Source organism: Dyadobacter sp. CY261 (assembly GCF_021440085.1).
Lineage (GTDB): Bacteria > Bacteroidota > Bacteroidia > Cytophagales > Spirosomataceae > Dyadobacter.
Window position 1 is genome coordinate 616,386 of the sequence record NZ_JAKCPW010000001.1, and the last position, 26,085, is coordinate 642,470.

Annotated in this window: 18 protein-coding genes and 2 pseudogenes; 9 read left to right on the plus strand and 11 right to left on the minus strand. The window is 49.8% G+C overall.

Going from position 1 to position 26,085, the window contains the following annotated elements; all coding sequences use genetic code 11:
* Positions 1-32 precede the first annotated feature (32 nt).
* The 4 genes from LZD49_RS02545 to LZD49_RS02555 all read right to left on the minus strand — a co-directional run bounded on the left by LZD49_RS02545 (position 33) and on the right by LZD49_RS02555 (position 3,226).
* Entirely contained in the window at positions 33-1,352 is a 1,320-nt protein-coding gene (locus LZD49_RS02545) for a hypothetical protein (RefSeq protein ID WP_234665744.1), read from the minus strand.
* A gap of 90 nt (positions 1,353-1,442) precedes the next feature.
* Positions 1,443-2,387 carry a tyrosine-protein phosphatase gene (locus LZD49_RS02550; protein WP_234665745.1) on the minus strand — a complete coding sequence of 315 codons (945 nt, stop codon included), beginning with the start codon at positions 2,385-2,387 and terminating at the stop codon, positions 1,443-1,445.
* Between the two features lie 99 nt (positions 2,388-2,486).
* Positions 2,487-2,609 carry a hypothetical protein gene (locus LZD49_RS35460; RefSeq protein WP_255720904.1) on the minus strand — a complete coding sequence of 41 codons (123 nt, stop codon included), beginning with the start codon at positions 2,607-2,609 and terminating at the stop codon, positions 2,487-2,489.
* Positions 2,606-3,226: an ABC transporter permease gene (locus tag LZD49_RS02555; RefSeq protein ID WP_234665746.1), complete on the minus strand. Its 621-nt coding sequence runs from the start codon at positions 3,224-3,226 to the stop codon at positions 2,606-2,608. Before LZD49_RS02555 ends, LZD49_RS35460 begins: the two co-directional genes overlap by 4 nt.
* A gap of 290 nt (positions 3,227-3,516) precedes the next feature.
* On the opposite strand from LZD49_RS02555, the gene LZD49_RS02560 reads away from it, so the two are divergent.
* The 8 genes and pseudogenes from LZD49_RS02560 (at position 3,517) to LZD49_RS35965 (ending at position 12,186) form a co-directional block, all read left to right on the plus strand.
* Entirely contained in the window at positions 3,517-5,724 is a 2,208-nt protein-coding gene (locus LZD49_RS02560; protein ID WP_234665747.1) for an alpha-galactosidase, read from the plus strand.
* Between the two features lie 248 nt (positions 5,725-5,972).
* On the plus strand, positions 5,973-9,308 hold the full coding sequence (locus LZD49_RS02565; RefSeq protein ID WP_234665748.1) for a DUF5107 domain-containing protein: 3,336 nt from the start codon (positions 5,973-5,975) through the stop codon (positions 9,306-9,308).
* Between the two features lie 3 nt (positions 9,309-9,311).
* The gene (locus LZD49_RS02570; RefSeq protein WP_234665749.1) at positions 9,312-9,503 is read left to right on the plus strand and encodes a galactokinase family protein; all 192 of its coding nucleotides are present in this window, start codon (positions 9,312-9,314) and stop codon (positions 9,501-9,503) included.
* A 75-nt stretch (positions 9,504-9,578) separates the two neighbouring features.
* Entirely contained in the window at positions 9,579-10,931 is a 1,353-nt protein-coding gene (locus tag LZD49_RS02575; RefSeq protein WP_234665750.1) for a sugar porter family MFS transporter, read from the plus strand.
* A 1-nt stretch (position 10,932) separates the two neighbouring features.
* Positions 10,933-11,043: pseudogene (locus LZD49_RS35465) on the plus strand (hypothetical protein); the annotation flags it as partial.
* Between the two features lie 53 nt (positions 11,044-11,096).
* Complete coding sequence (locus LZD49_RS02585; protein WP_234665751.1) at positions 11,097-11,258, plus strand: hypothetical protein; 162 nt, start codon at positions 11,097-11,099, stop codon at positions 11,256-11,258.
* Between the two features lie 25 nt (positions 11,259-11,283).
* Positions 11,284-11,736, plus strand: a pseudogene (locus LZD49_RS35960) (AraC family ligand binding domain-containing protein); the annotation flags it as partial.
* 153 nt (positions 11,737-11,889) lie between these two features.
* Positions 11,890-12,186, plus strand: coding sequence for a helix-turn-helix domain-containing protein (locus tag LZD49_RS35965; protein ID WP_409021297.1), 297 nt, complete (start codon positions 11,890-11,892; stop codon positions 12,184-12,186).
* Between the two features lie 63 nt (positions 12,187-12,249).
* Here the strand turns inward: LZD49_RS35965 and LZD49_RS02595 are convergent, their stop codons facing one another.
* From LZD49_RS02595 to LZD49_RS02620, 6 genes are all read right to left on the minus strand, one after another.
* Positions 12,250-12,657 (minus strand): GNAT family N-acetyltransferase, encoded by a 408-nt coding sequence (locus LZD49_RS02595; protein WP_234665753.1) that lies wholly within the window; start codon positions 12,655-12,657, stop codon positions 12,250-12,252.
* 97 nt (positions 12,658-12,754) lie between these two features.
* Entirely contained in the window at positions 12,755-12,943 is a 189-nt protein-coding gene (locus LZD49_RS02600; RefSeq protein ID WP_234665754.1) for a hypothetical protein, read from the minus strand.
* A 204-nt stretch (positions 12,944-13,147) separates the two neighbouring features.
* The gene (locus tag LZD49_RS02605) at positions 13,148-14,695 is read right to left on the minus strand and encodes a RagB/SusD family nutrient uptake outer membrane protein (RefSeq protein ID WP_234665755.1); all 1,548 of its coding nucleotides are present in this window, start codon (positions 14,693-14,695) and stop codon (positions 13,148-13,150) included.
* Between the two features lie 18 nt (positions 14,696-14,713).
* Positions 14,714-17,752 (minus strand): TonB-dependent receptor, encoded by a 3,039-nt coding sequence (locus tag LZD49_RS02610; RefSeq protein WP_234665756.1) that lies wholly within the window; start codon positions 17,750-17,752, stop codon positions 14,714-14,716.
* 170 nt (positions 17,753-17,922) lie between these two features.
* Positions 17,923-19,950, minus strand: coding sequence for a glycoside hydrolase family 97 catalytic domain-containing protein (locus LZD49_RS02615; protein WP_234665757.1), 2,028 nt, complete (start codon positions 19,948-19,950; stop codon positions 17,923-17,925).
* A 62-nt stretch (positions 19,951-20,012) separates the two neighbouring features.
* A complete protein-coding gene (locus LZD49_RS02620) occupies positions 20,013-21,011 on the minus strand; it encodes an aldose epimerase family protein (protein ID WP_234665758.1) in 999 nt (332 codons plus the stop codon).
* A 214-nt stretch (positions 21,012-21,225) separates the two neighbouring features.
* On the opposite strand from LZD49_RS02620, the gene LZD49_RS02625 reads away from it, so the two are divergent.
* A complete protein-coding gene (locus tag LZD49_RS02625; RefSeq protein WP_234665759.1) occupies positions 21,226-24,222 on the plus strand; it encodes a CBM35 domain-containing protein in 2,997 nt (998 codons plus the stop codon).
* A gap of 14 nt (positions 24,223-24,236) precedes the next feature.
* Here the strand turns inward: LZD49_RS02625 and LZD49_RS02630 are convergent, their stop codons facing one another.
* Positions 24,237-25,973, minus strand: a complete 1,737-nt coding sequence (locus LZD49_RS02630; RefSeq protein ID WP_234665760.1) for a hypothetical protein — start codon at positions 25,971-25,973, stop codon at positions 24,237-24,239.
* Positions 25,974-26,085 lie beyond the last annotated feature (112 nt).

Sequence of the window (26,085 nt, forward strand, 5' to 3'; positions counted from 1 at the left end):
AATGACAACATCTGACCATTATTCATTCAAAATCATTCCGCAAACCCCCGCATATAGGGCACGTTCGGCGGCCTTTCCCCTGTGCTGAATTGCGCTCCCCGCGTCGAGCGGTATTTCATGTTCATAAATGGAGTCTCGATGCGGCGACCGATAGGAGAATATTTGCCGTTTTCCCAGTTTGATTCCATGTTGTAGGCCGTAATGCCGGTGGATAGCAGTAGCCGCTCCGCATTGAATGGTTCCTTTCCGGTCACCATCAGTTCGGTAATCCAGTGCGGTTGGGAATTGGAGGCGTGGTATTGCGAGAACGGACCGGGCCAGTCAAGCATCGAGATGATCGCCGGGTCTTTACGCCCTTCGATTTCGCCGGCGTAGGTCCACCCCACATCCTGGCCCGAATACACCGCCGCTTTCGTTCCGTCATTATATTCTACAATGCAGACATTTGGTTTGCCGATCGCTTGAAAGTGTCCCGGTTTGAGGTTAAAACTGGTCCGCACGGATTCCAGTAACTTACCCGCCCAGGGATTGCGTTCGGTCCATTTCCATGTTTCCGGCCCCCGGATGCATTGCACCGACTTAACGCCCGTTTCACCGCCCTTGCGACGTTCCACAAAAGCTTGAAGAACATCGACACAATGGAAAAGAGCCCCTTCATCGGGCGCGCCACCCACCACGATAGATGCCTTGATGGGCGTATCGATATCGAGTTCTATCTCGGGCTTACGGAAGTAGACCGGGATGGAAGACCCGCCTGATAATGGAAAGTTCAGCTCACGCGATTTATCAAACATCCATTTGGCTTCGTCCCAGCTATACGAAAGATGCTTATCGTTAAAGATGGGCACCGAGCGTTTGCTCTGCTCGAAAACGCGGATCACTTTCTCGTAGATCCACCAGCGCGGCAAGAGCCACTGCCCTTTGAGATTGGTGGGATATTCCCCGTGTTCCCCGACTATGACGACACCATCCACGGCAAGTTCTTTCCCCCCAAGTGTGACGGCTTCACCAACTGTCTTAAAAATCGGAATGTTTTTCGACTTGCAAATTTTCTGGCCCAACAGGCTTGTTTCAAACTGATGAATGTAAACCGAGACTACGTCGACGCGCGAAGCGGTGTGGGCGCCCTGCCACCAATAACCGTCCAGGAGTTTGGTGACGATCCAGTCCGCGTGTGATCTCGTAGCACCCCAGTAGCTGACGAGGCAGGCGATACGCGGCCGTTTTGGTGCAGCCTGCGGAACAGGGGCCCCTGTAAAGCCAGTCAAGGCCGTTAGTCCGGCCATGCCCGTTACGCCGAGCATTTCACGCCGGGTCAGAAGCGGACCCGTTTCTTTTTTTGGTATCATCATGAAAGTTTCAGTGGTTTAGGATTGAATATGCAAAATAGTCACTGCATCGAACATTTCAGCGTCTATAAGCAATATCCTTTCTGAGCGACTTCACTCCGTCAACTTCTCCATCAGCGCCTGTCGTGCGGTTTTATCTATACCAAGCTTATTTTCAATGAAGGGTTCGATGCCGCCGTATGTACTGTCGATGGCGTTGAATGTGGCACTAATGAAACTTTCGTCGACCGTCGAGAGAACTTCTACGGCTTTCAAATTCAGTTTCGGTTTGATAACCCGGCCGAGTTTTGCTTTGCCAAGCGTCGCTTCGGCCCGTTCTCGCCGATAGTAGTTGGAAAGCATGTAGTCGTCGATGATCACCTGCCTGTCGACATTCACGATGGAGAGGATCAATGCGGATATAATGCCGGTCCGGTCTTTTCCTGCCGAGCAGTGGTAGAGTACCGGCTGGTCGGAGTTAATGATCTTTTTTATAATTTGCTTTACTGAGTCCGCATTTACGGTCACCGCGTCTGCGTAAAACTTCGCAGTCATATCCTTCGCCTGCTGGTCGGTGATTTCGCCATTGAGCACGCGTTTACGTAACCCCTTGATCTCGCCTGCGTTGTCCTGAACCACGGGCGTGTGCATATAGCGGACATTGGCAGGCAAATGATCCTCTTTGCCTTTGATTTCATGGTCGGTGCGAAGGTCGTAGACGGTGGCAATGCGCAATGCATTGAACTGGTCAAAATCGTCGCTTTCCAGCTTTGAGAGATTATCCGAACGATAGATGAGCCCTTTTCGCACCGTTCTGCCATCCTTGGTTTTAAGCCCACCCAAATCCCTGAAATTGATCGTGTTTTCTAAGCCAATGTAACGCGTGGCAACCGTAGCCGAGTCGCCGCCGCGGGATAGTAAGTCGGCATATGCCGATGTGCCATCATGTTCCGTTGGGACGCTTACTTTGCAGGAAAACGTCATGCTAGCCAGAGCTACAAAAGTACAGGTGGCAACGTGTCTTAGCCCCATTTTATTAGCGTATCTACCTAAATTCATAACAAACTGCTGATAGGAAAGCCGTTTCCGTTAAGGGGAAACGGCCTTTTAGTCACCAACAGAATACACGCGAATTAGGTTTAGCTACGAAAGTAGTTATCACTCCGAGCGTAACGACTTCACCGGATTGGCCAGCGCCGCTTTAAGGGACTGGTAAATGACCGTCAGCCAGCATATCAATAATGTTGCCACGCAAGAAGCGATAAATATCCATACATTCATCGCCGCGCCGATTGTGCGGTCGCGAGGTTCATATAATTGATACTGGCGATCAGGAGCATGAAAAAGGCCACAGCGCTGAACGTATACACATAGCCAATGTCGCCATTGGACTCGCCGTCGAATTTCGAATGTAAGTGGATGCTCGTTAGCGGTTGCATCTGATAGGTGATGTGAATGCCCATCCGTTTGAAAATACCCGACATATATTTTTCATATAGTCCGGGAAACCCAGCTTCCAGCTTTTTCAGGTCCGCATTTTTGGATAATAGCAAATAGCTATTGATGTAGAAATTACCCCAGCCATCGGCATTACGCTGGTTTTGGTTCAGTGAAAGCAATGCATTGAAGGTAAAATGCGAATTTTTGGGTACGTCCTGGATCACGCCAGTGACCTTATAGGATGTGGTGTCGTTGGTTTGAAGAACCTGACCAAGGGCAGGGGATTTGCCGAAGAAACGTTCTGCCACCCGCTGCGTCAGTACCACGCTGCCGGGCTGCTGTAAGGCCTGTTTGGGGTTTCCTTCTATAAATTTGTGTGTAAAAATGTCGAACACGGTGGAGTCGGCGGCGAAAATATCCTCCTCGTAAAAAAGGCGCTCGCCCTGACGGAACATCATCCGGCCGTTCGGATGTTGTTGAGTAACATGATGGTTGCGAGTAGTTGGGTAAAAATTCCACTAGCCCCTGACATTAAAGACGATCATTGACAACCTGACGGAGTGGGGAATAGCGCATCGCAGGAAGATCATCGGGGAATAGTTTTGAGGTGTTGCAATTACAGGGTATGTAATAAGTAGCGTAAGATAGTCCATCATTTCCATAAGATGGACTATTTTCATTTCAGGGCCAAACAGGCAATTTTGGTATCTGATTCAGCACTTTTTGAAGATTTTGTAAAACATTAATAATGGGTAAAAATCCTTTCCTTTTCAGAACGGCCCCGATTGCCACCTGGTTGTTCCTGAACCTGCTTTTGAATCCTTTCGCGTCTTTGGCCCAAAACCATTCAAAAGACGTGATCCGCATTGCTACCCGCGACAATTCGCTGGTGTTAGGTGTTGATAATCAAGGCCAGTTAAAACAAATATACTTCGGAAAGAGAATGGACGATTCTTTGCCCGAAAGCCTCACAGGGCAAGCAGCCAACGCATTTCCGGCCTACGGGACCAACGTTTCCGACGCAGCGCTTCGCGTTACCCACGCCGATGGTAACCTGACCACCCGCCTCGTTTATGAGCGAAATACCGTCACGAAAATCGATGCCAATGTGACCCAGACGACGGTGTTCCTGAAAGATTCCTATTACCCGCTGCAAGTAAGGCTTTGTTATAAAACTTACAAGGACCAGAATATCATCGAGCAATGGATGGAGCTGGAACACAGGGAAAAGACACCTGTCACACTCTATAATTTCGCCTCCGCTAGTTTCGCATTCCAGTCGCCCTTGCCGCATCTCAACTACTTTTATGGTGATTGGGCCAAAGAATTCAATGCGGTGGAAACGGCGTTGACGGAAGGTACCAAAGTCCTCGATTCCAAACTCGGCGTGCGCACCGACCAGATGACCAACCCATCATTCCTGCTCTCCCTGAATGGCAAAATGGATGAGGACAATGGCGAGGTTTTCGCCGGTGCACTGGCCTGGCCGGGTAACTGGCAGTTCCGGTTTGAAATGGATTACCAGAAACGCCTGCAAGTGACTGCGGGTATGAACCCTTTCGCGTCCCAATACCAGCTGGCTCCTAACACGGTTTTCAAAACCCCCGGGTTTCTTTTTACATTCAGCAACGAGGGCAGCGGCGAAGTATCCCGTCGTTTTCACCGCTGGGCAAGGAAGTATGGCATTAAAGACGGCTATGCTTCGCGGGATATTCTGCTCAATAATTGGGAAGCGACCTATTTCGATTTTGACGAGGCTAAACTTTCGACCATTATCAAAGATGCTTCGAGCATGGGCTTCGAGCTGTTCCTGCTCGATGACGGCTGGTTTGGCAACAAATATCCGCGCAATGGCGACAATGCGGGCCTTGGCGACTGGGAGGTGAATGCCAAAAAACTCCCGCACGGCATCCCTTACCTGATCGAACAGTGCAAACGGAACAACCTCAAATTTGGCCTTTGGGTGGAGCCTGAAATGGTAAACCCAAAGAGTGAGTTATACGAAAAACATCCCGAATGGGTGCTTACCGCGCCACACCGCGATATCGACCTCCAACGCAACCAACTGATCCTCGACCTGGCTAACCCCGCCGTGCAGGATTATGTATATGGGGTTTTGGAAAAAGTCGTGGCCGACAACAAAGGCATCAGCTACCTGAAATGGGATTGCAACCGCTACCTGACCAATCCAGGCTCAACTTATTTGCCCAAAGACCAGCAATCGCACATATTTATCGAGTATTCCCGCGGACTGCTGAAAGTCCTCGACCGTTTTCGTAAGAAATTTCCCGACGTGACCATGATGGTATGCTCCGGCGGAGGTGGCCGGATGGATTATGCGACGATGCCGTATTTCCAGGAATATTGGCCGAGCGACAACACCGACGCCCTCGACCGCATCAAAATCCAATGGGGTGCCAACCATTTTTATCCCGCTATCGGCCTTGCCTCGCACGTATCCGTAACGCCCAACCACATGACCGGCCGCACGACGCCTTTGAAATTCCGTTTCGACGTAGCGATGTCGGGTAAGCTCGGAATGGATTTGCAGCCGGGACAGATGACACCGGAAGAGAAGGAGTTTTCCAAAAAAGCCATTCAGACCTACAAGCAAGTCCGCAACGTGGTACTTCACGGAGACCTCTACCGACTTCAATCCCCTTATACACACGACCGTGCAGCCGTCGCATATGTAAGTGAGAAACAGGACAGTGTATTGGTTTTCAATTATCTGCAACAAAAATCGATCTACGGCGACAACGCGGTGATCAAACTAAAAGGCCTCAAAAAAGACGCCCGCTACAAACTGACCGAAATCAACAAAAGCACATTCAGCAGGCTGGAAGCCTACGAAGGCAAAACCTTCACCGGCGAGTTCCTGATGACCAGTGGCTTACAGTTCGTCATGTACAACGAATTCGAAAGCGCGGTCGCGTTGCTGACAATGACTGAATGACTGATGAGTGAATGAGTAAATGAGTGAATGAGTGAATGAGTGAATTTTTTGACGCGTGATGTCACCCTGAGCGGACGGCCCCGCCCGCTCAGGGCGACATTAACATTCACTCATTCAAAATTGAACCATTCAGTCATTCAGTCATTCAAATTTGAGCATTCACTCATTCAATCATTCAAAATTGAGCATTCACTCATTCACTCATTCAGTCATTCAAAATTAGACCATTCACTCATTCAAAATTAAAAATGAACGTATCAGCCTGGACCGAAAAGGTAACGATCCCGACTTACCGTGCGGGGGAACCCGAGAAAAACCCGATGTTCCTTGAGAAGAGGGTTTACCAGGGGAGCAGCGGGGTGGTGTATCCGCATCCGGTGATCGAAAAAATTTCCGACGAGAAAACCGAGCAGGAATACAATGCGGTTTTTCTGGAAAACGAATATCTGAAAATCATGATTCTGCCCGAGCTCGGCGGGCGTATCCAGCGCGCCTGGGATAAGGTGCAGCAACGTGATTTTGTATACTATAATCAGGTCGTTAAGCCTGCATTAGTGGGTTTGGCGGGACCGTGGATCTCGGGCGGGATCGAGTTCAACTGGCCGCAGCATCACCGGCCGAGTACGTTCAGCCCGGTCGATTTTTCCATTGCGGAAAATCCCGACGGCAGCAAAACGGTGTGGGTCAATGAAACGGAGATTATGTTCCGGACGAAAGGAATGGCTGGCTTTACATTGTATCCCGGCAAGGCCTACCTCGAAATCCAGGGCAAGCTATTTAACCCGACGCCCTTCCCACAAACGTTTTTGTGGTGGGCCAATCCGGCAGTGAAGGTGAATGATCACTACCAATCCGTGTTCCCACCCGATGTGTTCGCTGTTTTTGACCATGGTAAGCGGGATGTTTCTGACTTCCCCATTGCAACAGGCACTTATTATAAGGTCGATTACGCGCCAGGAACGGACATATCGCGCTATAAAAACATTCCTGTGCCGACTTCCTACATGGCCATCCAGTCACAATACGACTTTATGGGCTGCTATGAGCACGACACCCAGGCGGGTATGCTGCATGTGGCCGATCACCACGTATCGCCGGGTAAAAAGCAATGGACCTGGGGCAACGGTGATTTCGGCTTTGCCTGGGACCGCAACCTTACCGACGAGGATGGTCCGTACATCGAACTTATGACAGGCATGTTCACCGACAACCAGCCCGATTTCTCCTGGCTCCAACCCAACGAGGGCAAGACTTTCGAGCAGTATTTCATGCCTTATGCTAAAATCGGCGTCGTCAAAAATGCGAGTAAGGAAGCTGCATTGAATATGGAATTTGCTGATAATGAGGTGTATATAAAAGTTTACGCTACTGGTGTTTACGAAAGTGCTTCCATTGTTTTGCTTAAAAATGGCGAGCAAGTAGCAACTTTCACATCTACGATCTCACCGGCCGCCGTTTTCGAAACAACCGTAAAAGCTGACGATACATCCAAACCTGAGCTTTGGAAACTAATAGTCGCCGATAGGGAGGGCAACGAGCTGATCAGCTGGCAACCGGAAGCGGCTGGTATCGAACGGGAAATTCCCAAAGCGGCTACTGCCGCGAAAGCGCCTGCCGATGTGGAGCAAATGGAAGAACTTTTCCTGAACGGGCTACATCTGGAACAGTACCGGCATGCCACATTCCGGCCGGAGGATTATTATGAGGAAGGTTTGAGAAGAAGTCCCGAAGATGTACGCTGCAACAATGCCATGGGCCTTTTGCTGCTTCGTCGCGGGAAGTTTGCCAAGGCGCAACCCTTCTTCGAACGCGCCGTTGCAACCCTGCTGAAACGCAATCCAAACCCGTATGATGGTGAGCCGCATTATAACCTGGGGCTTTCGCTGTTTTTTCAACAAAAATACCAGGCCGCCTACGACACATTTTTTAAAGCCACCTGGAACGACGCTTTTCAGCACAGCGCATTTTTGTTTCTTGCCCGCATTGCTTCGCACCAGCAAAGGTGGGCAGAAGCATTGAAACTGGTGGAAAAATCGATAATACGAAACTATCACAGCCCGTCGGCGAGGCATTTGAAGACTGCTTTATTGCGCAAAACAGGCCAATATCACGAAGCCATTACATTAGCGAAGGAATCGCTTGACATCGACCGCTTTAATTTCGGGTGCCTGCTCGAATGGTATTGGATTGAAAAAGAGGAGAATGTCGAAAATGCAACACTGATCGACTTGCTGAAAGAAAGAATGCGCGGCGCATTGCAGAATTACCAGGAGTTGGCGCTAGCCTATGCCCACGCTGGCTTGTACACGGAGGCGGGAAAGGTTTTGGGGTATTATAAAAACAATGAAACCGAGGCTTCTCTGCTCGTTGATTACTATCTGGGTTGGTTCGCTATGCAAAGCGCTGATGCTGAGAAAGCAGTAATCCATTACAAAAATGCGGCGGCATCAAGCCCAGCATTCTGTTTCCCGAACAAGATAGAGGAAGTGACAATCCTGCAAAATGCGATCGCATTGAACCCCTCGGACGGTCATGCGCATTATCTGCTGGGGAATTTGTGGTATGATAAAAGACAATATCCCGAAGCCATCGCCGCCTGGGAAGCCGCTATTACGCTGTCGCCTAACTTTGCGACGCCTTATCGCAACCTTTCGCTGGCCTATTACAACAAATTGGGTAAAAAGCAGGAGGCATTAAGGTTACTCGAAAAGGCATTTGCATTGGACAACACCGATGCCCGCGTGCTGATGGAGCTCGATCAGCTTTATAAAATATTAAACAAAACGGCGGAGGAAAGGCTGGCATTGCTGAACCAGTACCGGGCGCTTGTGAATGACCGAGACGATTTGTACCTGGAACGCGTGACTTTGTTGAACAGTGTTTTCCAATATGAGGAAGCAAAGGTGCTACTGGCTGCCCGGAAATTCCATCCCTGGGAAGGCGGGGAAGGCAAAGTGCTCGGCCAGTTCCTGCTATGCCATATTGAGCTGGCGAAGCAGGCTATCGAAGCCCAGGAATTTGAAAGCGCATTGGCATTGCTGCATGCGACGAGAACTTATCCGGAAAACCTTGGAGAAGGCAAAATCTATGGCACGCAAGAGAATGACATTGATTACCTGAGTGGCCTGGCCTACGCTGGCTTGCAGGACGGAGAACAAGCCGTTGCATACTTCAAAAAGGCGACCGTGGGCATCAGCGAGCCGGTACAGGCGATTTACTACAACGACCAGCAGCCCGACAAGATATTTTACCAGGGCCTCGCATGGCTCAAACTCGACGCCCCGGAAAAGGCGCGCGCAAACTTCGAACGGTTCGTGCAGTTTGGTGATTCGCACCTCGGCGACCAGATCCGCATTGACTACTTCGCGGTTTCGTTGCCCGATATGCTCGTGTTCGATGCCGATCTTAACCTACGAAACCGGGTGCATTGCCTGTATTTGAAAGGACTGGGTTACCTTGGGCTTGGCGAGTACGAAACGGCCAGGGCATTGCTGGAAGAGGTGGTTGCATTGAATGCAAACCATCAGGCAGCGGCCTCGTACCTAAGAATGTGGTCATTTTTCGAGCCATTACATTTTATCTAAACCATGCACACCATTTCCAGGGACGATCTGACACAACTCTTTCAACCTGTTTTTGAAAGCACACCGGACCTGATCCTCCGGTCGCCGGGGCGGATGAACCTCATCGGTGGGCATACCGATTACAACAATGGCTTTGTACTCCCCGCAGCGATCACCAAAAGATGGACAAAATTATGGAAGCCTATCATGTTGTAGCCGACGATAGCACGTCGCTCTTGTGATGCTCAAAAGCCATTTGAAATACAAAACAAAACCTGACCCAGAAACCTTATGAATGAGGCTCCCGCATACAACAGTTCCTACATCCTGGGCATTTCCCTGATCTCCGCCCTGGGTGGTTATCTTTTTGGCTTCGATTTCGCGGTGATCGCCGGAGCGCTGCCGTTTTTGCAGCAGCAATTCGGGCTTACGGTCTACTGGGAAGGCTTCGCCACGGGTAGTCTCGCATTGGGCGCGATATTGGGCTGCATTGTCGCAGGTTCAGTATCGGAGCGTTACGGAAGGCGTCCGGGTTTGCTGCTGGCCGCAGCGATCTTTGGCATATCCTCCATCGCCATGGCCCTCGCGCCGGATCGGAATGCATTCATTGCATTCCGGTTTGTAGCCGGTATCGGTGTGGGGATGGCTTCGATGCTTTCGCCGGTTTACATTGCGGAAATCGCCCCGGCGCATCTGCGCGGGCGAATGGTTGCGATCAACCAGCTTACGGTTGTGATCGGTATCCTGGTCACTAACCTGGTCAATTACAGCCTTCGCAACCATGGCGACGATGCCTGGCGATGGATGTTCGGGCTGGGGGCCGTGCCGTCGCTGTTTTTTGTGATCGGCGCATTCTTTTTGCCCGAAAGTCCGAGGTGGCTGGCCATGGTAGGCCGGACGGAACAGGCGGCGAAAGTGCTTGGTAAAATCGGGAACAGAGCTTATATGGAGGAAGGTTTGGGTAAAATCCGTGAATCGATGGGAGGCAGTTCAGCGAAGGGCGGTACGCCGCGCGCAAGTTATGCGGATCTTTTCAAGAAAGCGATGCTACCGGTTGTGCTCACGGGCATTGTGCTGGCTGTTTTTCAGCAGCTTTGCGGGATTAACGTCGTTTTTAATTACACCCCTAAAATCTTCCAGAGCGTCGGTGTGTCGCAGGACGGCCAGCTTTTGCAGACGATTTTTATTGGTGGTATCAACCTCCTGTTCACCATTGCGGCGATGTTGCTCGTGGATAAACTGGGACGTAAGCCGCTGATGCTTATCGGTGCGGGCGGGCTGGCGGTGCTTTATATCGTGGTGGCTGTTATGCTCGGTAAAGGCTCGCCGGATGTGGCCTGGTTCCTGCTCGCGGCGATCGGCATTTACGCGATGACGCTCGCACCGGTTACCTGGGTTTTGATCTCCGAAATATTTCCCAACCAGATCCGTAGCCAGGCTTCAACAGTGGCGGTACTATGTCTCTGGGCGGCCTATTTCGTCCTCGTTTTTACATTCCCCATTCTTTTTGAAAAATTCAAGGACTACACGTTTTATATCTATTCGGCCATTTGCTTTGCGGGGCTTGCATTTACCTGGCTGAAAGTCAGGGAGACGAAGGGCAAAACGCTGGAAGAGATCGGTGACGTTTTTAGTGTACATTAATATGAATGTATTCGATCTGACTGAACATCCGCACAGACGGCACAACCCGCTTATCGGCGACTCGATACCGGTTTCGCCCCACCGTGCAAAACGACCCTGGCAGGCAACAGGGGAGCGTCCCGTGCTGCGGGCGGATGGCAAAACCTATCCCGGCTGGAATTCCATGTGCATTATTATCCACCGCTGCTGCGTTCTGCCACTGTTAAGAAATTTATGGTCGGTTACCAGCTCATGGGTAACCCGCAGCGTGGCATTACGCCTGAGGTAAGCGCGGAGCGTTTGCGGGCATTAGTTGCAAACCGGGAGCCGGTTGCTAAATTGGATTGAAAATCAACCGAAGCGGAGATCGCGGATGAAAGAAAAAGCAACAAGAAAGCGGGAAGGTTTTGAGGGACAGCGTCTTATCGTGCTGCCCCGGAAGGTTCAGAATGAGTTCCTGGTCGACGACCCGATCACCAGGCAGATCTACATTACCGATATAGGCTATTATCCTAAGGCGCAGTTTCATTATGTGGAGCGGCCGCAGGGGATCAGCCAGCATATCATCATTTACTGTATCAACGGCCACGGCTGGGTGGAGATCGATAAAAAGAAAATCGAGGTAGCTCCATCGCAGTTTATCGCCATTCCGGCTAACACCCCACACCGCTACGGCTCGGCCACAGACGATCCCTGGACCATTTACTGGATTCATTTCAAGGGCCAGACCGCCGGCTATATCGTGGACCTGATCCTCAAAAATGCCAAAAATTACAAGCCTACATTAGCCTATAATGCCAACAGGATTAAGCTGTTTGAAGAGATTTATACCAATCTTGAAAAGGGTTACAGCGCCGATACGCTACGGTACGTGAATATGACCTTTTCGCATTTCCTGTCCTCATTGCTTTACGAAGACAAGTTCAACAACCTCGAAGCGGCGCAGGAAAACCACGTCGTAGCACTTACCATCGACCTCATGCAAAAACGTATCGGCGACGTGATCAGTCTTAATGAATTCGCTTCCTTTGCGAACCTCTCAGTATCTCATTTCTCCGTCCTCTTCCGCAGCAAAACCGGCTATTCGCCCATTGAATATTTTAACCATCTGAAGATACAGAAAGCTTGTCAATACCTTACGTTTACTAAAATGAGTATCAAGGAAATGGCTATTATGCTGGGGGTAGAGGACCAATATTATTTTTCGAGGATGTTTTCGAAGCTGATGGATATTCCTCCGACGGAGTATCGGAAGCGGAATATGGTAAATGCGTAAGGGGGGGCGAGGGCTGTCAGTGACTTGAATGACTGGCGAGTTCGATACGGATTTGAATTAGTATTACGACGGTATTGATGGTCGAAAGTAATTCAAGTCGAAGTACATCAGCTTGGTGTCTTTGTCCGACTTGTCGTTTGACAACTCGACAAAACCGTTCTTGCTGTAAAAATTAACCGATTGCAAGTATGCGTCAACCAGCAGAAATCGGCACCCCGTCTTGTTATTTTTCAGAAATAGATATTTGATGTATTCGAGCATCCTGTTTCCAAAGCCACCCCGCTGAAACTTTTTATCAATTGCGAGCCGCCCAATTTTTACTGCGGGGTAACTATTCCTTCGTTTCGGATAAGGTACTGAATCTTTGATCTTCCTCCATTTGTCGGTATCGCCCTTACAAATGCGGTCATTGGAAACGCAGAAAAAGCCGACTATGTCTTCATCGACTTCCAGAAGGTAGCTTACAGCCAAAAGGTGAGTCTGATAGAGTTTTGCGTCACGGCGAATAAAGTCATTGAGATCATTATCAGCGCAATCAAACTAGTCCAAATTGTAATCGGGTCGTAGCCTAACAAATCTCTGATTCATTATTTGAGTTCCTAGTCATAAAGGGTGACGAGAAAGATTCGAAATTCTTTTTGAGGGCTTCCAGCTCCTCAGGTGTCGCCCTTTCATTCCTGTTTTCATACAACTGCGCCTCAAATTTCTTCCACTCGCGCTTGCTCAACACCGGGGTTTCTTCAATAGGTCTTGCCATGGTTTCCTTTGTTAATGTTGAACACAAATGTAACCCCGCGGCCGTTCTTATGGAAACTCCGAAGGTATGTTATTGTATCAACTGAACTGAAATTCAGGCAATAATGATCAATCGGTTCAATTTGGAAATAAACGGTTTGTCTAAAGTCGATTTGACACAAAAAAGGGCCATTAGGCCCTTTTTTGTTGTTACCTCAATACTCTTTTAAGGCAAATACCCCTGATTCTGATCTGCATCCGAGATATCCTCGTTCTGCAAAACCTCCGTCAGCGGGATCGGATATTTTTTGTGGAATTCCTGGATGGTGTTGCTTTCGGCGGCCCAGCGGTTGCGGGCTTTGATGAGGCTTACAAATTTGCCGGAGCGGATCAGGTCCATTCTGCGCCAGCCTTCGAAACAGAGTTCGCGCATGCGTTCGTCGAGCATTTTGGTGCGGAATTCATCCTGGCTGAGGCCTTCGTTCCATTTCATGGTTACTGGCAATGTGCCGCCGAATGCGCGGGTGCGTACCTGATTATTGACGATCCCTACGGCTTCCGGCGTGCGTTTCAACTCGTTGAGACATTCGGCGTAGCAGAGGAGAACGTCGGCGTAACGCATGTAAATGATGTTTTTACCCGAATACCAGAAACTCATCGTGCCTTGCGTGCGCGGGTCTTCGAACTTCTTTACGTGCGGGTCCAGCTCATCGCCGCCAAAGCCTGAAAGTAACTTAGGCGGCTGGCCGTTATAAATGAAATCATAGCGGATAGAAGCAGTTTTGCGGACATCGCCTGCTTCCCAAACGCCACCGTTCGTCGCGTCTTTGTAAGCGTATGCGGTAGGCACCATCAAATCGTAGCCGCCGAATGCGCAGTTACCATCGATGGAGGCCAGTGCCCGGGAGCCCATTTGCCACTGCGTCTGGTTGTTGTCCGGATAGGTGTTGGTGAATTGGAATTCGTACAGAGATTCAGTGGAATTGGGTTTTGACGGATCAAAAAGGTCGCCAAACTTAGGTAACAGGCTGTATTTACCCGATTTGATCACACCATCGAACATATCCGCAGCTTTCTGATAATCTCTTGCATTGGATTCCTGCGGAGCGTAAAGGTACACCTTCCCGAGGAGCGCCATCGCCGCATATTTCGTCACGCGGCGCTTGTCGGTTTGAGTTTCAGGCAAGTGATCGACAGCGAATTGCAGGTTTTTGATCAGGTATTCATACACTTGCGGCAACGGTTTGCGGCTAGTACCGAACTCGTTGAGCTTGCCCGCATCGATGATCGGTATTTCGCCCCAATATTGGGTCAGTTCAAAGGTAACCGCCGACCAGATGAACGACGCTTCGCCTAACAGCACGTTTCTTTTGGCCTCGTCTTCGGTATTGGTTTGCAATGCGAGAATGGCTTTTGCGGCTGCCGAAACGATCGGCCAGCGGAGGTCCCATTGCTGTGTCAATGCGTTGTTGCGCGGGGCCAGAAAGCCGTCATAACGGTCCAGACCGGCCTGATCGGCCTCCGAACGCACCTGGAACGCGCCTTGCTGGGATTCGTCACCACCGAGCTGGAACATAAAACCGCCGCGGTCCTTACGCGCATTGCGCCAGTTGGTGTAAAGCCCGGTGATGAGTGGATCAATGTTTTCGAGTTTCGCGAAAACCTGTTCCTGGGTGAGGGCCGTCTGTGGTTGCTGGTCGAGAAAGTCGGTACAGGACACGGTCGAAACCAGGATCATTACCGGAAGTATGCCTAATGCAGCTCTTCTTTTCATTTCAAATAGATGTTAATGCTAGAAAGTAAGGTTTAAACCGGCTGTGAGCATTTTTGAATTCGGGTAGCCATCGCCAGTCTCGGGATCGTAACCCCGGTCTTTGGTAAAACGGAGCATATTGGCGCCGGTAACGTAGAAACGCGTGTTTTCCAACCGCAGCATACTGGCCACCTTGCGGGGTAGAGTATAGGAAATCGTCAATGTCGAAAGGCGGAGGAAAGACGCGTTTTGCAGGCCCAGGTCGGTGTCTCCGTAGCTGTAACGCGGGATGCCATACAATGCGCGAGGCACGTTGGTATTGGTATGTTCTGGTGTCCAGCGGTCTTTCAGGTCCTCGTGCGCGGCGCTCACACCCGAAGAGGACATTAATCCCTCATAAAGTCCGCTCAGGCGTTTGAGGCCGTAGGAATAGTTGAAAAACATATTCAATCCAAAACCTTTATAAGTTACATCCGTGCCAAAACCGCCATAGAATTTGGGATTCAGTTTACCTACCACATAACGGTCGTCGTCGTTGATAACCCCGTTGCCGTCCTTATCAACTGGCATGATGTCACCAGGATGCACAGTACGGCCTGCGAAGTCCATATCCTTGATGCGGTCCATGTCCGACTGCTGCGCGATCTTGTCGAACTTATAGCTATATACGCTGTTCAAAGACTCGCCGAGGAACAGGTTGCCGGTGCGCTGGATTTCGACGCCGGTATAGCCACCTTTGTTGTAAATCGCCTTGGTGTCTCCGTAGAGCGCGGTTACTTTGTTCTGGTCGTGGGAAATGGTGAGGTTCACATTCCACTGGAAATCCTGCTTGCGGATCAATGCGCCGTTTATGGCAAATTCGATCCCTTTATTATTCAATGCGCCCACGTTGGATACGGTGTTCGTAAAGCCCGTCGTGGTCGATAATGTCTTCACCATTAGCAGGTCGTCATTATTTATATTGAAATAATCGGCTGTAATTGTCAACCGGCTATCGAACAAGCCGAGGTCTACACCCAGGTTGAGCTGCTTCTGGCGCTCCCAATGCAGGTTAGGGTTGCCCAAACGGCCATCTGAGACGTAGGTAACTGAGTTATTGGTATAATTCGGGCGATAAAGACTGGCAAATGCATAATTTGGGATATTCTGATTACCTGCGATACCGTAGCCCACGCGCCATTTCAGGCGACTAATCGGATGCAGATTGCTCATGAAACTTTCTTTCGACATATCGTAAGCCAATGCCAATGAGGGAAATGCACCCCATTTGTTGTTGGCGCCGAAGCGCGACGATCCGTCATAACGCAGGGTTGCTGTCACAAAATACTTATCGTTGTAGCTGTAATCCGCGCGGCCAAGGAATGAAAGCAGGGTAGTGGTGATAAAATCGGAGGAAAGACTGGTTTTGTCTTTGGAATAAGCCCCTCCAAGAAATTTGTACCCGAAATCATCATTGGGAAACCCGAATGCATCCACCTGATTGTAATTGTACTTATTCTTCTGCATAGAAGTCCCTGCTAGTATCGACAGATAATGCGGCCCGAAGCTCTTGTTATATGAAATCGTGTTATCCCATTGCAGGTTGTTGTACACATCCTTCCGTTGCGAGGCCTTTCCGTGGTTGCTGTTGCGGCGATCCTGACCGGTGGTCATCGGTGTGTACCAGAATGTCTGCTGGTTAGTCATGTCAAACGAGACCGTCGAGCGGATATTCAGGTCTTTGATGGGTGAAATATTAATATAATTCGCTGAAAGCAAACGGTTTGAAATATTGTCACCTGTAATGGAAAGGCTGCGCAACGGATTGTAAGCGTCCTGATTTTCAATATCGCCATATTTAAGGTAATAACTCGCCGTATCCACCGGGAGCAATGGGTTGGCTACCGCAGCCACCGAAAATACGCTGCCGTCCACATAATCATCCTTTGAATTCGTAAACGACGTATTTGTACCCACCTTCAACCACGGTTTGATAGCCTGTTCGAGGTTAACGCGGCCGCCGAGGCGTTTGTAGCCGGAGCTTTGAACAATGCCTTTCTGATCGGTGTAGTTGAAGCTTAGGAAATAGCTGCCTTTTTCGGTGCCGCCCGAGAAGTTCATAGTGTGGTTTTGCTGGAAACCTTTGCGGGTTACGGCATCGAGCCAGTCGTAGGACTTGCCCTGGCGGTAGGCGTCGAGTTCGTATTGTGCAAATGCCAGCGAGTTAGGGCCCATCAGCGAATCGGTGATGTATTGCTGCCGGTTGCCTTGCGGGTTTTTCTCGATAAATGCATTGGCATAAGCATCCACACGGAGATCAAAAAGATCTTTCCCTTTCATTAAGTCCACTTTCTTGCTAAAACTCTGAACACCGAACCATGCATTATAACTCACCTTTCCGGCACCATTCCGGCCCTTTTTAGTCGTCACCACCACCACACCATTTGCCCCGCGCGAGCCGTAAATAGCCGTCGAGGCCGCGTCTTTCAGCACATCGATGGACGCAATGTCGTCGGGGTTCAATGTGTTGAAGCCGCCGTCGATGATCACGCCATCTACCACAAAAATCGGGTTGGTGCCAAACTGGATCGAGTTGTTGCCGCGTATTTTAATGCTGGCATCGGATCCGGGTTGCGAGTTCGAAACAACGTAAGCACCCGCCACTTTGCCCTGCAATGCCTGGTTGATGTTATTGGTTGGGGTTTGGGAAATTTTGGCTGCATTAATGGTCGCTACCGAACCCGTCAGGCTTTCCCGGCGCACAACTGCACCCACTACCACGATTTCGTCGAGACCTTTGGCTTCTTCATCCAGCATTACTTCAAGGAATGTCTGGTTGCCGACCTGGACCTCAACATCCTGATAACCGAATGAGTGGATGATCACCTTCGCGTCCGGGCCGGATACTGTGAGCGTGAATTCCCCTGTATCGTTGGTGATGGTGGCTTTGGAGAGATCGGATTTCAACGCAACCGACGCACCAAAAACGGGTGCTTTGGTCACTTTGTCAGTCACGCGCCCTTTGATGGTCACGGTCTGCGCAAAGGCAGTGGTAGCGACCAGCCAAAGTAGCAGTACCTGTAAAATTTGATTTTTCATCGGGATACTAATGGTTTGGATAAGAAAGGAAACTGAGTAGATTTTGTTTTATTCCGCTAATAATTGTAATTAAACCTTGTGCAAGGTCGGAATAAAAAGAGCCCCCTTAAATGGTCAATTTTATGAACAAGATGGATTATATTACGTTATCTCTTCGCAAAGTGCAAAGCCTACGGATGGATCATCGCCACGGCCCCGCCGCCCTTTGCCAGCGGTAGTTTCAACCGTGTTTTCCGGGTTACCTGTATTGTTTTGAAGGTGTAGTGTGAAGCTTCAGTTCCGGCATCACTGGCGTCGGTGTAGAGGCTTACCTGATAGGTTTTTCGATCGGGCAGAAAAGAAAAGTCCAGCTCCACGGTGCGCGCGTCCCAATTGGTCATCGCGCCAATGTACCAGTTCCCCGCCTTCTTTTTCGCCATCACGGCATACTCGCCGACCTTGCCATCGAGCACCTTCGTCTCGTCAAATACGGTGGGCACGGCGGAGAGGAACTGCATTATATCCGGGTATTTGGTATACTCCGTCGGTGAATCGCAAAGCATCGCCAGCGGCTGGTTGAAGATCACAAACATCGCCAGTTCGTGGCAGCGGGTGCCTTGGGTCGATGGCAGACCGGGATCGACGGGCTTGAAAGTTTCTTTGGTCGTGTTGCGCATGGACCCGGGCGTATAGTCGAGCGGGCCTGCGACCATGCGGATGAAAGGTGTCAGCAAATGCTGGTCGGGATTGGCGGTGAGGTCCCATTTGGAGCATTCGGCACCGCGCACGGCCTCGTAGTTGACGATATTCGGGTATTTTCTCTCCAATCCGGTGGGTTTGGAGCAGCCGTGAAAATCGATCATTAAGTGCCGGTCGGCGGCGGCTTTGGCAATTTTTTCAAACCATTGAATCGCTAATTGGTCGTCGCGGTCGAAAAAATCGACCTTAATGCCCACTGCGCCGATGGAACGGATAAAATCGAGGTTGCCTTCCAGGTCGTTGAGCAATGTAGAAGCTACGCACCAGAGGAAGACATTCACATGCTTGCCCTTTGCATAACGCACGAGTTCGCGCACATCGGTTTCCGGTTTTACTTTTTTCAGATCATATACATCCGACCAACCAGCGTCGATCATCAGGTATTCGAGTTGACTGTCTGCGGCAAAATCAATATAACGTTTATACAATGCCGTCCCGCGGTTCTTCATGCCCGACGGCGTTTCGGACCCCGGGAGCATGGCATCGTGCCACCATTCCCAGGCAGCTTTTCCTGGTTTGACCCACGAAAAGTCCTGAATGGTGCCCGGCGTGACGACGCCCGGCGTGACGACGCCCGGCGTGGCGACGCCCGGCGTAGCGACGCCCGGCGCGGCGAGCTTATAAACTAACTGGTTGGTGAGCAATTCTTTTTCTTGTTCGGTGGCAATAATGATGCGCCACGGGTAGGAGCGTTTGCCTCCGGTTTCGGCCAGGTAATCCTTTCTTTCCTTCACCACCGAAACAAAGTTTCCCCAGCTACCCATTCCGGTTTTGGCCGGATAAGGTGCCCAGGTACCACGGATGGTTCCCTGGTTCTTTTGCAGGTACATGCCCGGATAGTCGAGCAGATCGGACTCGGCGATGACGATTTTCGCACCACCCGGCTGCCCGAACAATGCCGGTGAAATAGCCTTCTTTCCTTCGGCCATAGCCGACACACTTTTATACTTTATATACGGCACTTCCCAGGAAGTAAACACATCCGACTCTGGAAAAACAGCTTCCGGGTCGCCTGCCAGCCGGAAGGTAGCCAGTTCTGAAACGACCTTCACCGGTTCTGTAAAATCGGTCGAGAAACGATAAGCAATGCCCTCGTCATATGCCCGGAAGGTAATAGAGTAGTAGTTTTTAAATTGGATTTCCAGTTCATTATAATCATTACGCAACTTCGCGGACTGGCCGTAAGGCAGTGTAATCTCGCCACGAGCATTGTTTTTGCGGGTTGTGCTCACAACCGCATTATTACCGGCCTTTACCTGGCCAAAATCCATGGCAATGGCAGAAGGTAGCAATATGGCCTTGCCACCCAGCGTCACGGCGTAGGTCACGCTGTCTTGTACGGTGATGTCGATTTTTAGTTTTTTAAGGGGTGATTCGAGGTCGAATTTTTGCATCGCGGATTGCGGCCAGGCCTGCACCGCCGGAAGCAGCAGGACGAGGAGCATAATACGTGTTCGCATGGAATTGGGGTTTAGTCAAATAGGGTTAGGAAAATGAAAGGAGCGGGAGGGAAAAATTGGGTTCAGTTGAAATGGAACTGAATGGAATGGTCGTAAAACTCGCCCGGCCGTAAAATAGTATCCGGGAATGTGGCTTGGTTTGGACTGTCGGGGAAATACTGGCATTCGAGGCAAAGGCCTCCAAAGGGCTGGTGCGTTTCGCCGGTAATGTAGTCGCCTGTGTAGAGCAGTATTCCCGGATACGAGGTGTGTATCGTGAGGTTCCGGCCGGTTTTAGGGTCGGCTAGCTGGCAGGCCTGGTGTAGTTGAGTGTTTTGTTTGTTAAGCACATAACAAGTATTCAGCCCGGTACGCCTGCCGTCTTCTTCCGCAATTTTTTGACCAACATTACCTCCGTTAAAAGTCAGTGCACCAGCTGGCAGGATGAGGCCGGTCGGGATGTGGTGAGGATTTGCTTCAACGATGTTATCGGAATAAATGCGCAGCTTGTGATCGTCAATACCACTTTTTTCGCCTGACAGATTGAAATAAGCATGGTTCGTAAAGTTGGCGATTGTCGGCTGGTCGGTAGTAGCGTGGTAGCGGATCAGTAATGCATTGCCTTCCGTCCATTGATAAGTAACAGTGAGTTGGAGTGTGCCTGGGAACCCGCCTTCTCCATCCGGACTGATGTAGCGGAAAATGATGCTGTTCTCATCGATCTCATGGCTGAATACCTTGCCATGAAAACCACTGTGTCCGCCATGGTTGGTGTTGACGCCGTCGTTGGCTTCTAGCTGGTAAAAGCTGCCTTCCAGTTCGAAAGCGGCACCCGCGATGCGGTTGGCGAACCGTCCGATAGTCGCCCCCATATAATTAGTATCGGCCATATAGCCTTGCAGATTGTCGTAACCCAATATCACATTGCCAAGCCGCCCATTACGGTCATGTACGTGGATGGATACGATGGTGGCACCGTAATTGGTCAGTTCAACGAAAGCGCCGCTGGAATTGGTCAGCCGGAACAAGTATGCTGGTCCGTTTGCCATTTCTCCCCATGGCGTACAGTTAATCAGGGTCATGTATTGAAACAGAAAAGAGAATGGAATAAGCCATTTTCAGGAGCAAAACTAGCTAAAACGCGAAGTTGGATAAATGGATAATAGAAGCATATAAATGGACTAAATCGCGGAGGCTAATATTGAATAATCCATCTTTTTAAAGTTTTTATCCATTTCTGGCGAATGTTACAGGGTATAATTTTACCACCTGATCACTCAACTTAAACTTCAAAGTATGACCAGAATGTTTTACAATATTGGAAAAGCGCGAAGGAAAGCTTTGTTGCTGTCCGGAATGCTGGCTTTTGGACATTTTGCTTTTGCACAGACTTTCGAAGCCGAGTCGGGTACCCGGTCCGGTGGTGCCGATTTACAGGGATGCGCTTCGTGCTCGTCTGGCCAAATGGTGGGAGGGCTCGGTGCCGGTGCAGTGGAAATACCGGTTTCGGTAGCTGCTGCGGGTATTTACAACATTACTGTTACCTACTGCACGGGCGATCAGCGGACAATCAATGTTACGCCCAACGGTGGTAGCCTAGTGGCGGTAACCTGCCCTGTTTCCGGTGGCTGGGCCACGCCTGCGGCCATTAAAGTCATGGTTCCGCTGAATGCAGGCAGCAATACGATCCGGCTAGATAACCCGTCGAGCTACGGCCCGAATGTCGATAAGATCAGCCTGTCGCCGATCAGCACGCCAAATGTTCAATCCATTGCTTTTGGCAATAATAGTCATGTAAGTTATGATCTCGCAAACGGCGTTTACGATGTTTATTTCAATAACCAGAAAATCATTGGCGGCGCTTTTGCCAGCGCGAACTCCGATCAGGTTTACCGCAGTACCGACGGATATACCGCACGTTCATACAGCTCAGAGCCGGTGAATGATGCTTTTGGCGCGGGTACCAGGCATGTTATTACGATGACGGGCACGGGCCAGCTGGAAATGCAGCAGGTTTTTTACACCTATCCAACCCGCAATTACATTTTTACCGAGGTGGTTTTGAACGGCAATGGTTCGAACTCCTACCGCATGTCGCCATTGACTTCCAATTTTGTTGATATACAATCCAATACCGACAAACGCCAGTTGCTGGTGCCTTTTGACAATGACGCCTGGGTGCGCTATGAAGCCAAGGAAAGCCGCTATTCCACATTCACCGGCTCGGAAGTGGGTGCGGTTTATGATAACACCAGCCGCAAAGGTCTCACCGTAGGCTCGGTGGAGCATTCGGTTTGGAAAACGGGTGTGAACCAGGTAGGAGAGGGGCGTTCGGGAACTACATTTATCTCGGTCATTGCAGGTTGGACGCAGGAAAACCTTACACGTGACAAACGCGGACACGGCTGGGTGAATGTAGGAGGCACAAGCTGCCGCTCACCGCGCGTTATGATCAGCTACGACGCCGATTGGCGCAACGGGCTCGACGAATATGGCAAAGTAAATTCCCTTGCAGAGCCGCGTTATATCGAAGATTGGGCTGGTGGGACGCCATTCGGCTGGAATAGCTGGGGCGCTATCCAAACGGGCATCAATTTGCAAAACAGCAAAGCCGTGGTCGATTACTTCTCCACCGGGCTGCCCGCATTCCGAAATGCCGACAATACCTTATACATTGATCTGGATTCTTATTGGGACAATATGACACCTGGCTCCTGGACCGGCGATTTCAGCCAGCTCACCGAGTTTGCCAATTATTGCAAATCCAAAGGTTTCAAAGCGGGCATTTACTGGGCACCGTTTGTAGATTGGGGTAAATGGAGCCGTACTATGGAAGGAACGACATACAACTATGCCGATGCCTGGACGAAAGTAAATGGCAGCCCGATTGAACTGGATGGTGCCTATGCCCTCGACCCAACGCACCCGGGAACAAAAGAACGCATTGCTTACCTGATTGGTCGGTTCAAGGAAAGCGGTTTTGAAATGATCAAACTCGATTTCCTCGCCCATGCTTCGCTCGAAGCGGACGGTTTTTACCAGTCGGGCGTTTACACGGGAATGCAGGCTTACAAAGCAGGCATGGAATATCTGATCGACCAGATTGATGGTAAAATGCTCGTGTACGCGGCCATTTCGCCCAACCTCGCTACTGGTCGCTACGCTCATATGCGTAGGATCGCGTGCGACGCGTACAGCGACACGTGGGAATCGGCGTATACGCTTAATAGCACCAACTACGGCTGGTGGCAGGGGCATATTTACCAGTATATCGACGGTGATAATGTCGTTTTCGGTACACAGCCCGAGAATAAAAACAAGTTGCGCCTCGCATCATCCATTATCACAGGTACGCTCATGGTAGGGGACGATTATTCATCAGATGGCGCCTGGAAGGCCCGTGCGCAGGCATTACTTCAAAACACCGCATTAATGAACCTGGCCAAGGACGGCAAGGCATTCCATCCGGTGGAAGGAAATACGGGTTGGGACCCTAACAACCTGTTTGTCAAAACGATTGGCTCGCATACTTATCTCGCCGTGTGCAACTTTGGCGATTCGCCGCGGGCATTCAATATTGACCTCGTGCGGGCCGGTATGAGCGGCTCTGCGATTTACAATGTCAAGGAGCTTTTCAGCGGCGCGACTATCAATGCCAGAATCCAGGTCGCTACGGCACAGGGCACGCTAACCACGACAATCCCTGCGGCTGATGTAGCGATTTACGAACTGACAGATGCCGCATTACCGGTAACATTGGTCTATTTCAATGCAGAAAAATCAGGAAGCAGCGCATTACTATCCTGGCAAACCAGTTCCGAAACGAATCATAAAGAGTTCGTCGCAGAGCGTAGTACAGATGGAAAGGCTTGGAAGGCAATAGGTCTTGTGGAAGGCAATGGAGACTCAGGGCGAATCAAAAACTATCAATTTCCTGACGTTGCACCGGTAGCGGATTCCTTGAACTACTATCGCCTGCGCCAGGTGGATCTGGACGGCACCGTGAGCTATTCTCGGATTGCGGCCGTTAACTTTTCCCTGATCGATGACTTGGTATTGCTATATCCAAATCCGGCGAAAACGAAGCTCAAAGTGGAAGTGAAGGGTTTAAAAGATGGGTTAAATATATCTATTGCCAATTCACAGGGTACAGTGGTATTGGAACGCTCGTTCGCTAATCCGGGGGAGATATTACTCATTGATGGGCTGGACAAGCTCATTGAAGGCATTTATGTGCTCATGATTCGTGATAGCGCGGGTGAACTGCGGAGCACGAAGTTTATTAAGCAATAGAGGTCATCAGGCCACTAAGGAGCTTCAAAAATAAGGTTCTTTTCATTGAACCATGCATTTTTCAGCACCATTCGCTTATCAGTCAAAGAAATAAGCTCGGAAGTGTACAGCAGCCAGGCAAGATTTTCAGACTGTCGGTCAAAGTTGTAAATTGAAAAGACGTTTTTATGCAGTGACACGTTCATCGAGTTCTTATCGCTTACTTTAACAGAACCGGGTTGTTTTGTAACAATGCAATTCTGCAAGTCGATTTCATAAGGGGAACAAACGTTTTGACAGAGCCCTTCCCGCACCTCGGAGGCCCATAGTCCGCTCGCGCGGTTTTCAAAAGTTATCAGGCCGTTAGTCAAAGTCCACTCTGGAATTTTAACGTTTGTACATAAAAACCTCTCTTGAAAGCCAATTACTGGTCCGTTTTTCAGCTTCCAGGGATGGGATGTCAGTATTTTTATTGTGTCTATCTTCCAGTTCCCCTCTATTATTTTGAGGTCTAAGGGTGACCAGGTCGCGTCTAACACCGGCTGGTCTTTGATGAAGAATGGCAAGTAACCCTTAGCCCTCAATTGCGGTTTGTAGGAAAGTTTGTAGTTAGGTCGCAGAGCTGGCGGCTGAATATTGAGCTCAATCGTTTGTGGGGATGATATCGAGACCTTCATTATTTTTTCACTGTAGGGTACAATCGAATATTCCGGATTAAATAAGGTAAGTGTTGACTTCAACCCAGCTTCTACATTGAAAGAAAATGGATCCAGATCCTTCGATTGTGGGTAGGGCTGCATGGTGATGCTCGGTCTAATTATTCCGTCCATGTAAGTGATCCCCATGCTGAGATTACCTTTTGGATCGAACGCAAACTTTAGTCTTCCCGATGTGATGAATGGCAGCACATTGAAAGTAAGCGATTGGCCGAAATAGATGGGCAGTACCACGGGTCCGATAGGAACGAGCAAAAATACGCCAGGAAGATCGATAGTCTTGAAACTCCACTGTTTGAATTCTATCGATTGGTTGTCAGATGTGCTCACTTCAAGGCCAATAGAATTTATCTTGAATGTGGCCCATAAGTGCATATAAGGGTATAGAGAAGTTCTTCCTTTTTGATAGAAGAAATTCATTTTATCGAAATTGACGTCGAAGCTTCCCGCGACATTTAAGCCAGGAATAATGTCTTGAATTGTTGAAAACTCGAACTCACTCGTTCTTCCGACACGCAGCGAGTTGGTTAGGTCGAAATCAGCAGTGAACGCGGTGTCAATATGGAGTTCTTCAAACGCTTCGTCAAGACCGGCCTGAACCACCTTTACAAACACTTTTCCGTTCTTCTCTTCTACGTCCACGGCCTTTTTCATGAATCCGTATTTTGCCTGTGCTGATGGGGTTCCTATTAAAACGTCCTGTTTGGATATCGGCTTCTTCAAACCTGACTGGTTAAATACGAGGACACTATCTTCGAAGCTGGCAATACTTTCATTATCGACAATCCGCGCATGCTGATGCAAAACGTTCGTTGGCTGGGGATTCTCCGGCTGCTTGTCAACAGATTGTTTGTCTTTACAGGCTAGTACGCAAAAAATCAAGGATGATAGCAGTAATTGTTTGTTCATGAGGAGTGGAGTGTTTGAAAGATGGAAGGCAGAAATACGATCCGATGTACCGCAGGACATCTCGCCTTCGCGCTTACCTATTAAGACCGTAAAGTGGCTGTCATCGCTGCATGATCTGTCATCGACCTTTGTCATTGCAGTTTGCATAAACCCGGCGCGAATTGAGAAATATCCGCTATATCCAACTCAATCCGAAAGCTCTGGTTGCAGAGCCGATCGGCTTGCGCTTTGGACGGGATTTTGTACCAAATTGGGAAAA

Bases quoted from the DNA above. Each gene is read 5' to 3' on its own strand.
- LZD49_RS02560 (WP_234665747.1), top strand. From the start codon at position 3,517: ATGGGTAAAAATCCTTTCCTTTTCAGAACGGCCCCGATTGCCACCTGG.
- LZD49_RS02570 (WP_234665749.1), top strand. From the start codon at position 9,312: ATGCACACCATTTCCAGGGACGATCTGACACAACTCTTTCAACCTGTT.
- LZD49_RS02600 (WP_234665754.1), bottom strand. From the start codon at position 12,943: ATGGCAAGACCTATTGAAGAAACCCCGGTGTTGAGCAAGCGCGAGTGG.
- LZD49_RS02605 (WP_234665755.1), bottom strand. From the start codon at position 14,695: ATGAAAAGAAGAGCTGCATTAGGCATACTTCCGGTAATGATCCTGGTT.
- LZD49_RS02555 (WP_234665746.1), bottom strand. From the start codon at position 3,226: ATGATGTTCCGTCAGGGCGAGCGCCTTTTTTACGAGGAGGATATTTTC.
- LZD49_RS02545 (WP_234665744.1), bottom strand. From the start codon at position 1,352: ATGATGATACCAAAAAAAGAAACGGGTCCGCTTCTGACCCGGCGTGAA.
- LZD49_RS02610 (WP_234665756.1), bottom strand. From the start codon at position 17,752: ATGAAAAATCAAATTTTACAGGTACTGCTACTTTGGCTGGTCGCTACC.
- LZD49_RS02620 (WP_234665758.1), bottom strand. From the start codon at position 21,011: ATGACCCTGATTAACTGTACGCCATGGGGAGAAATGGCAAACGGACCA.
- LZD49_RS02575 (WP_234665750.1), top strand. From the start codon at position 9,579: ATGAATGAGGCTCCCGCATACAACAGTTCCTACATCCTGGGCATTTCC.
- LZD49_RS02550 (WP_234665745.1), bottom strand. From the start codon at position 2,387: ATGAATTTAGGTAGATACGCTAATAAAATGGGGCTAAGACACGTTGCC.
- LZD49_RS02565 (WP_234665748.1), top strand. From the start codon at position 5,973: ATGAACGTATCAGCCTGGACCGAAAAGGTAACGATCCCGACTTACCGT.
- LZD49_RS35965 (WP_409021297.1), top strand. From the start codon at position 11,890: ATGCAAAAACGTATCGGCGACGTGATCAGTCTTAATGAATTCGCTTCC.
- LZD49_RS02630 (WP_234665760.1), bottom strand. From the start codon at position 25,973: ATGCAAACTGCAATGACAAAGGTCGATGACAGATCATGCAGCGATGAC.
- LZD49_RS02625 (WP_234665759.1), top strand. From the start codon at position 21,226: ATGACCAGAATGTTTTACAATATTGGAAAAGCGCGAAGGAAAGCTTTG.
- LZD49_RS02615 (WP_234665757.1), bottom strand. From the start codon at position 19,950: ATGCGAACACGTATTATGCTCCTCGTCCTGCTGCTTCCGGCGGTGCAG.
- LZD49_RS35460 (WP_255720904.1), bottom strand. From the start codon at position 2,609: ATGAATGTATGGATATTTATCGCTTCTTGCGTGGCAACATTATTGATA.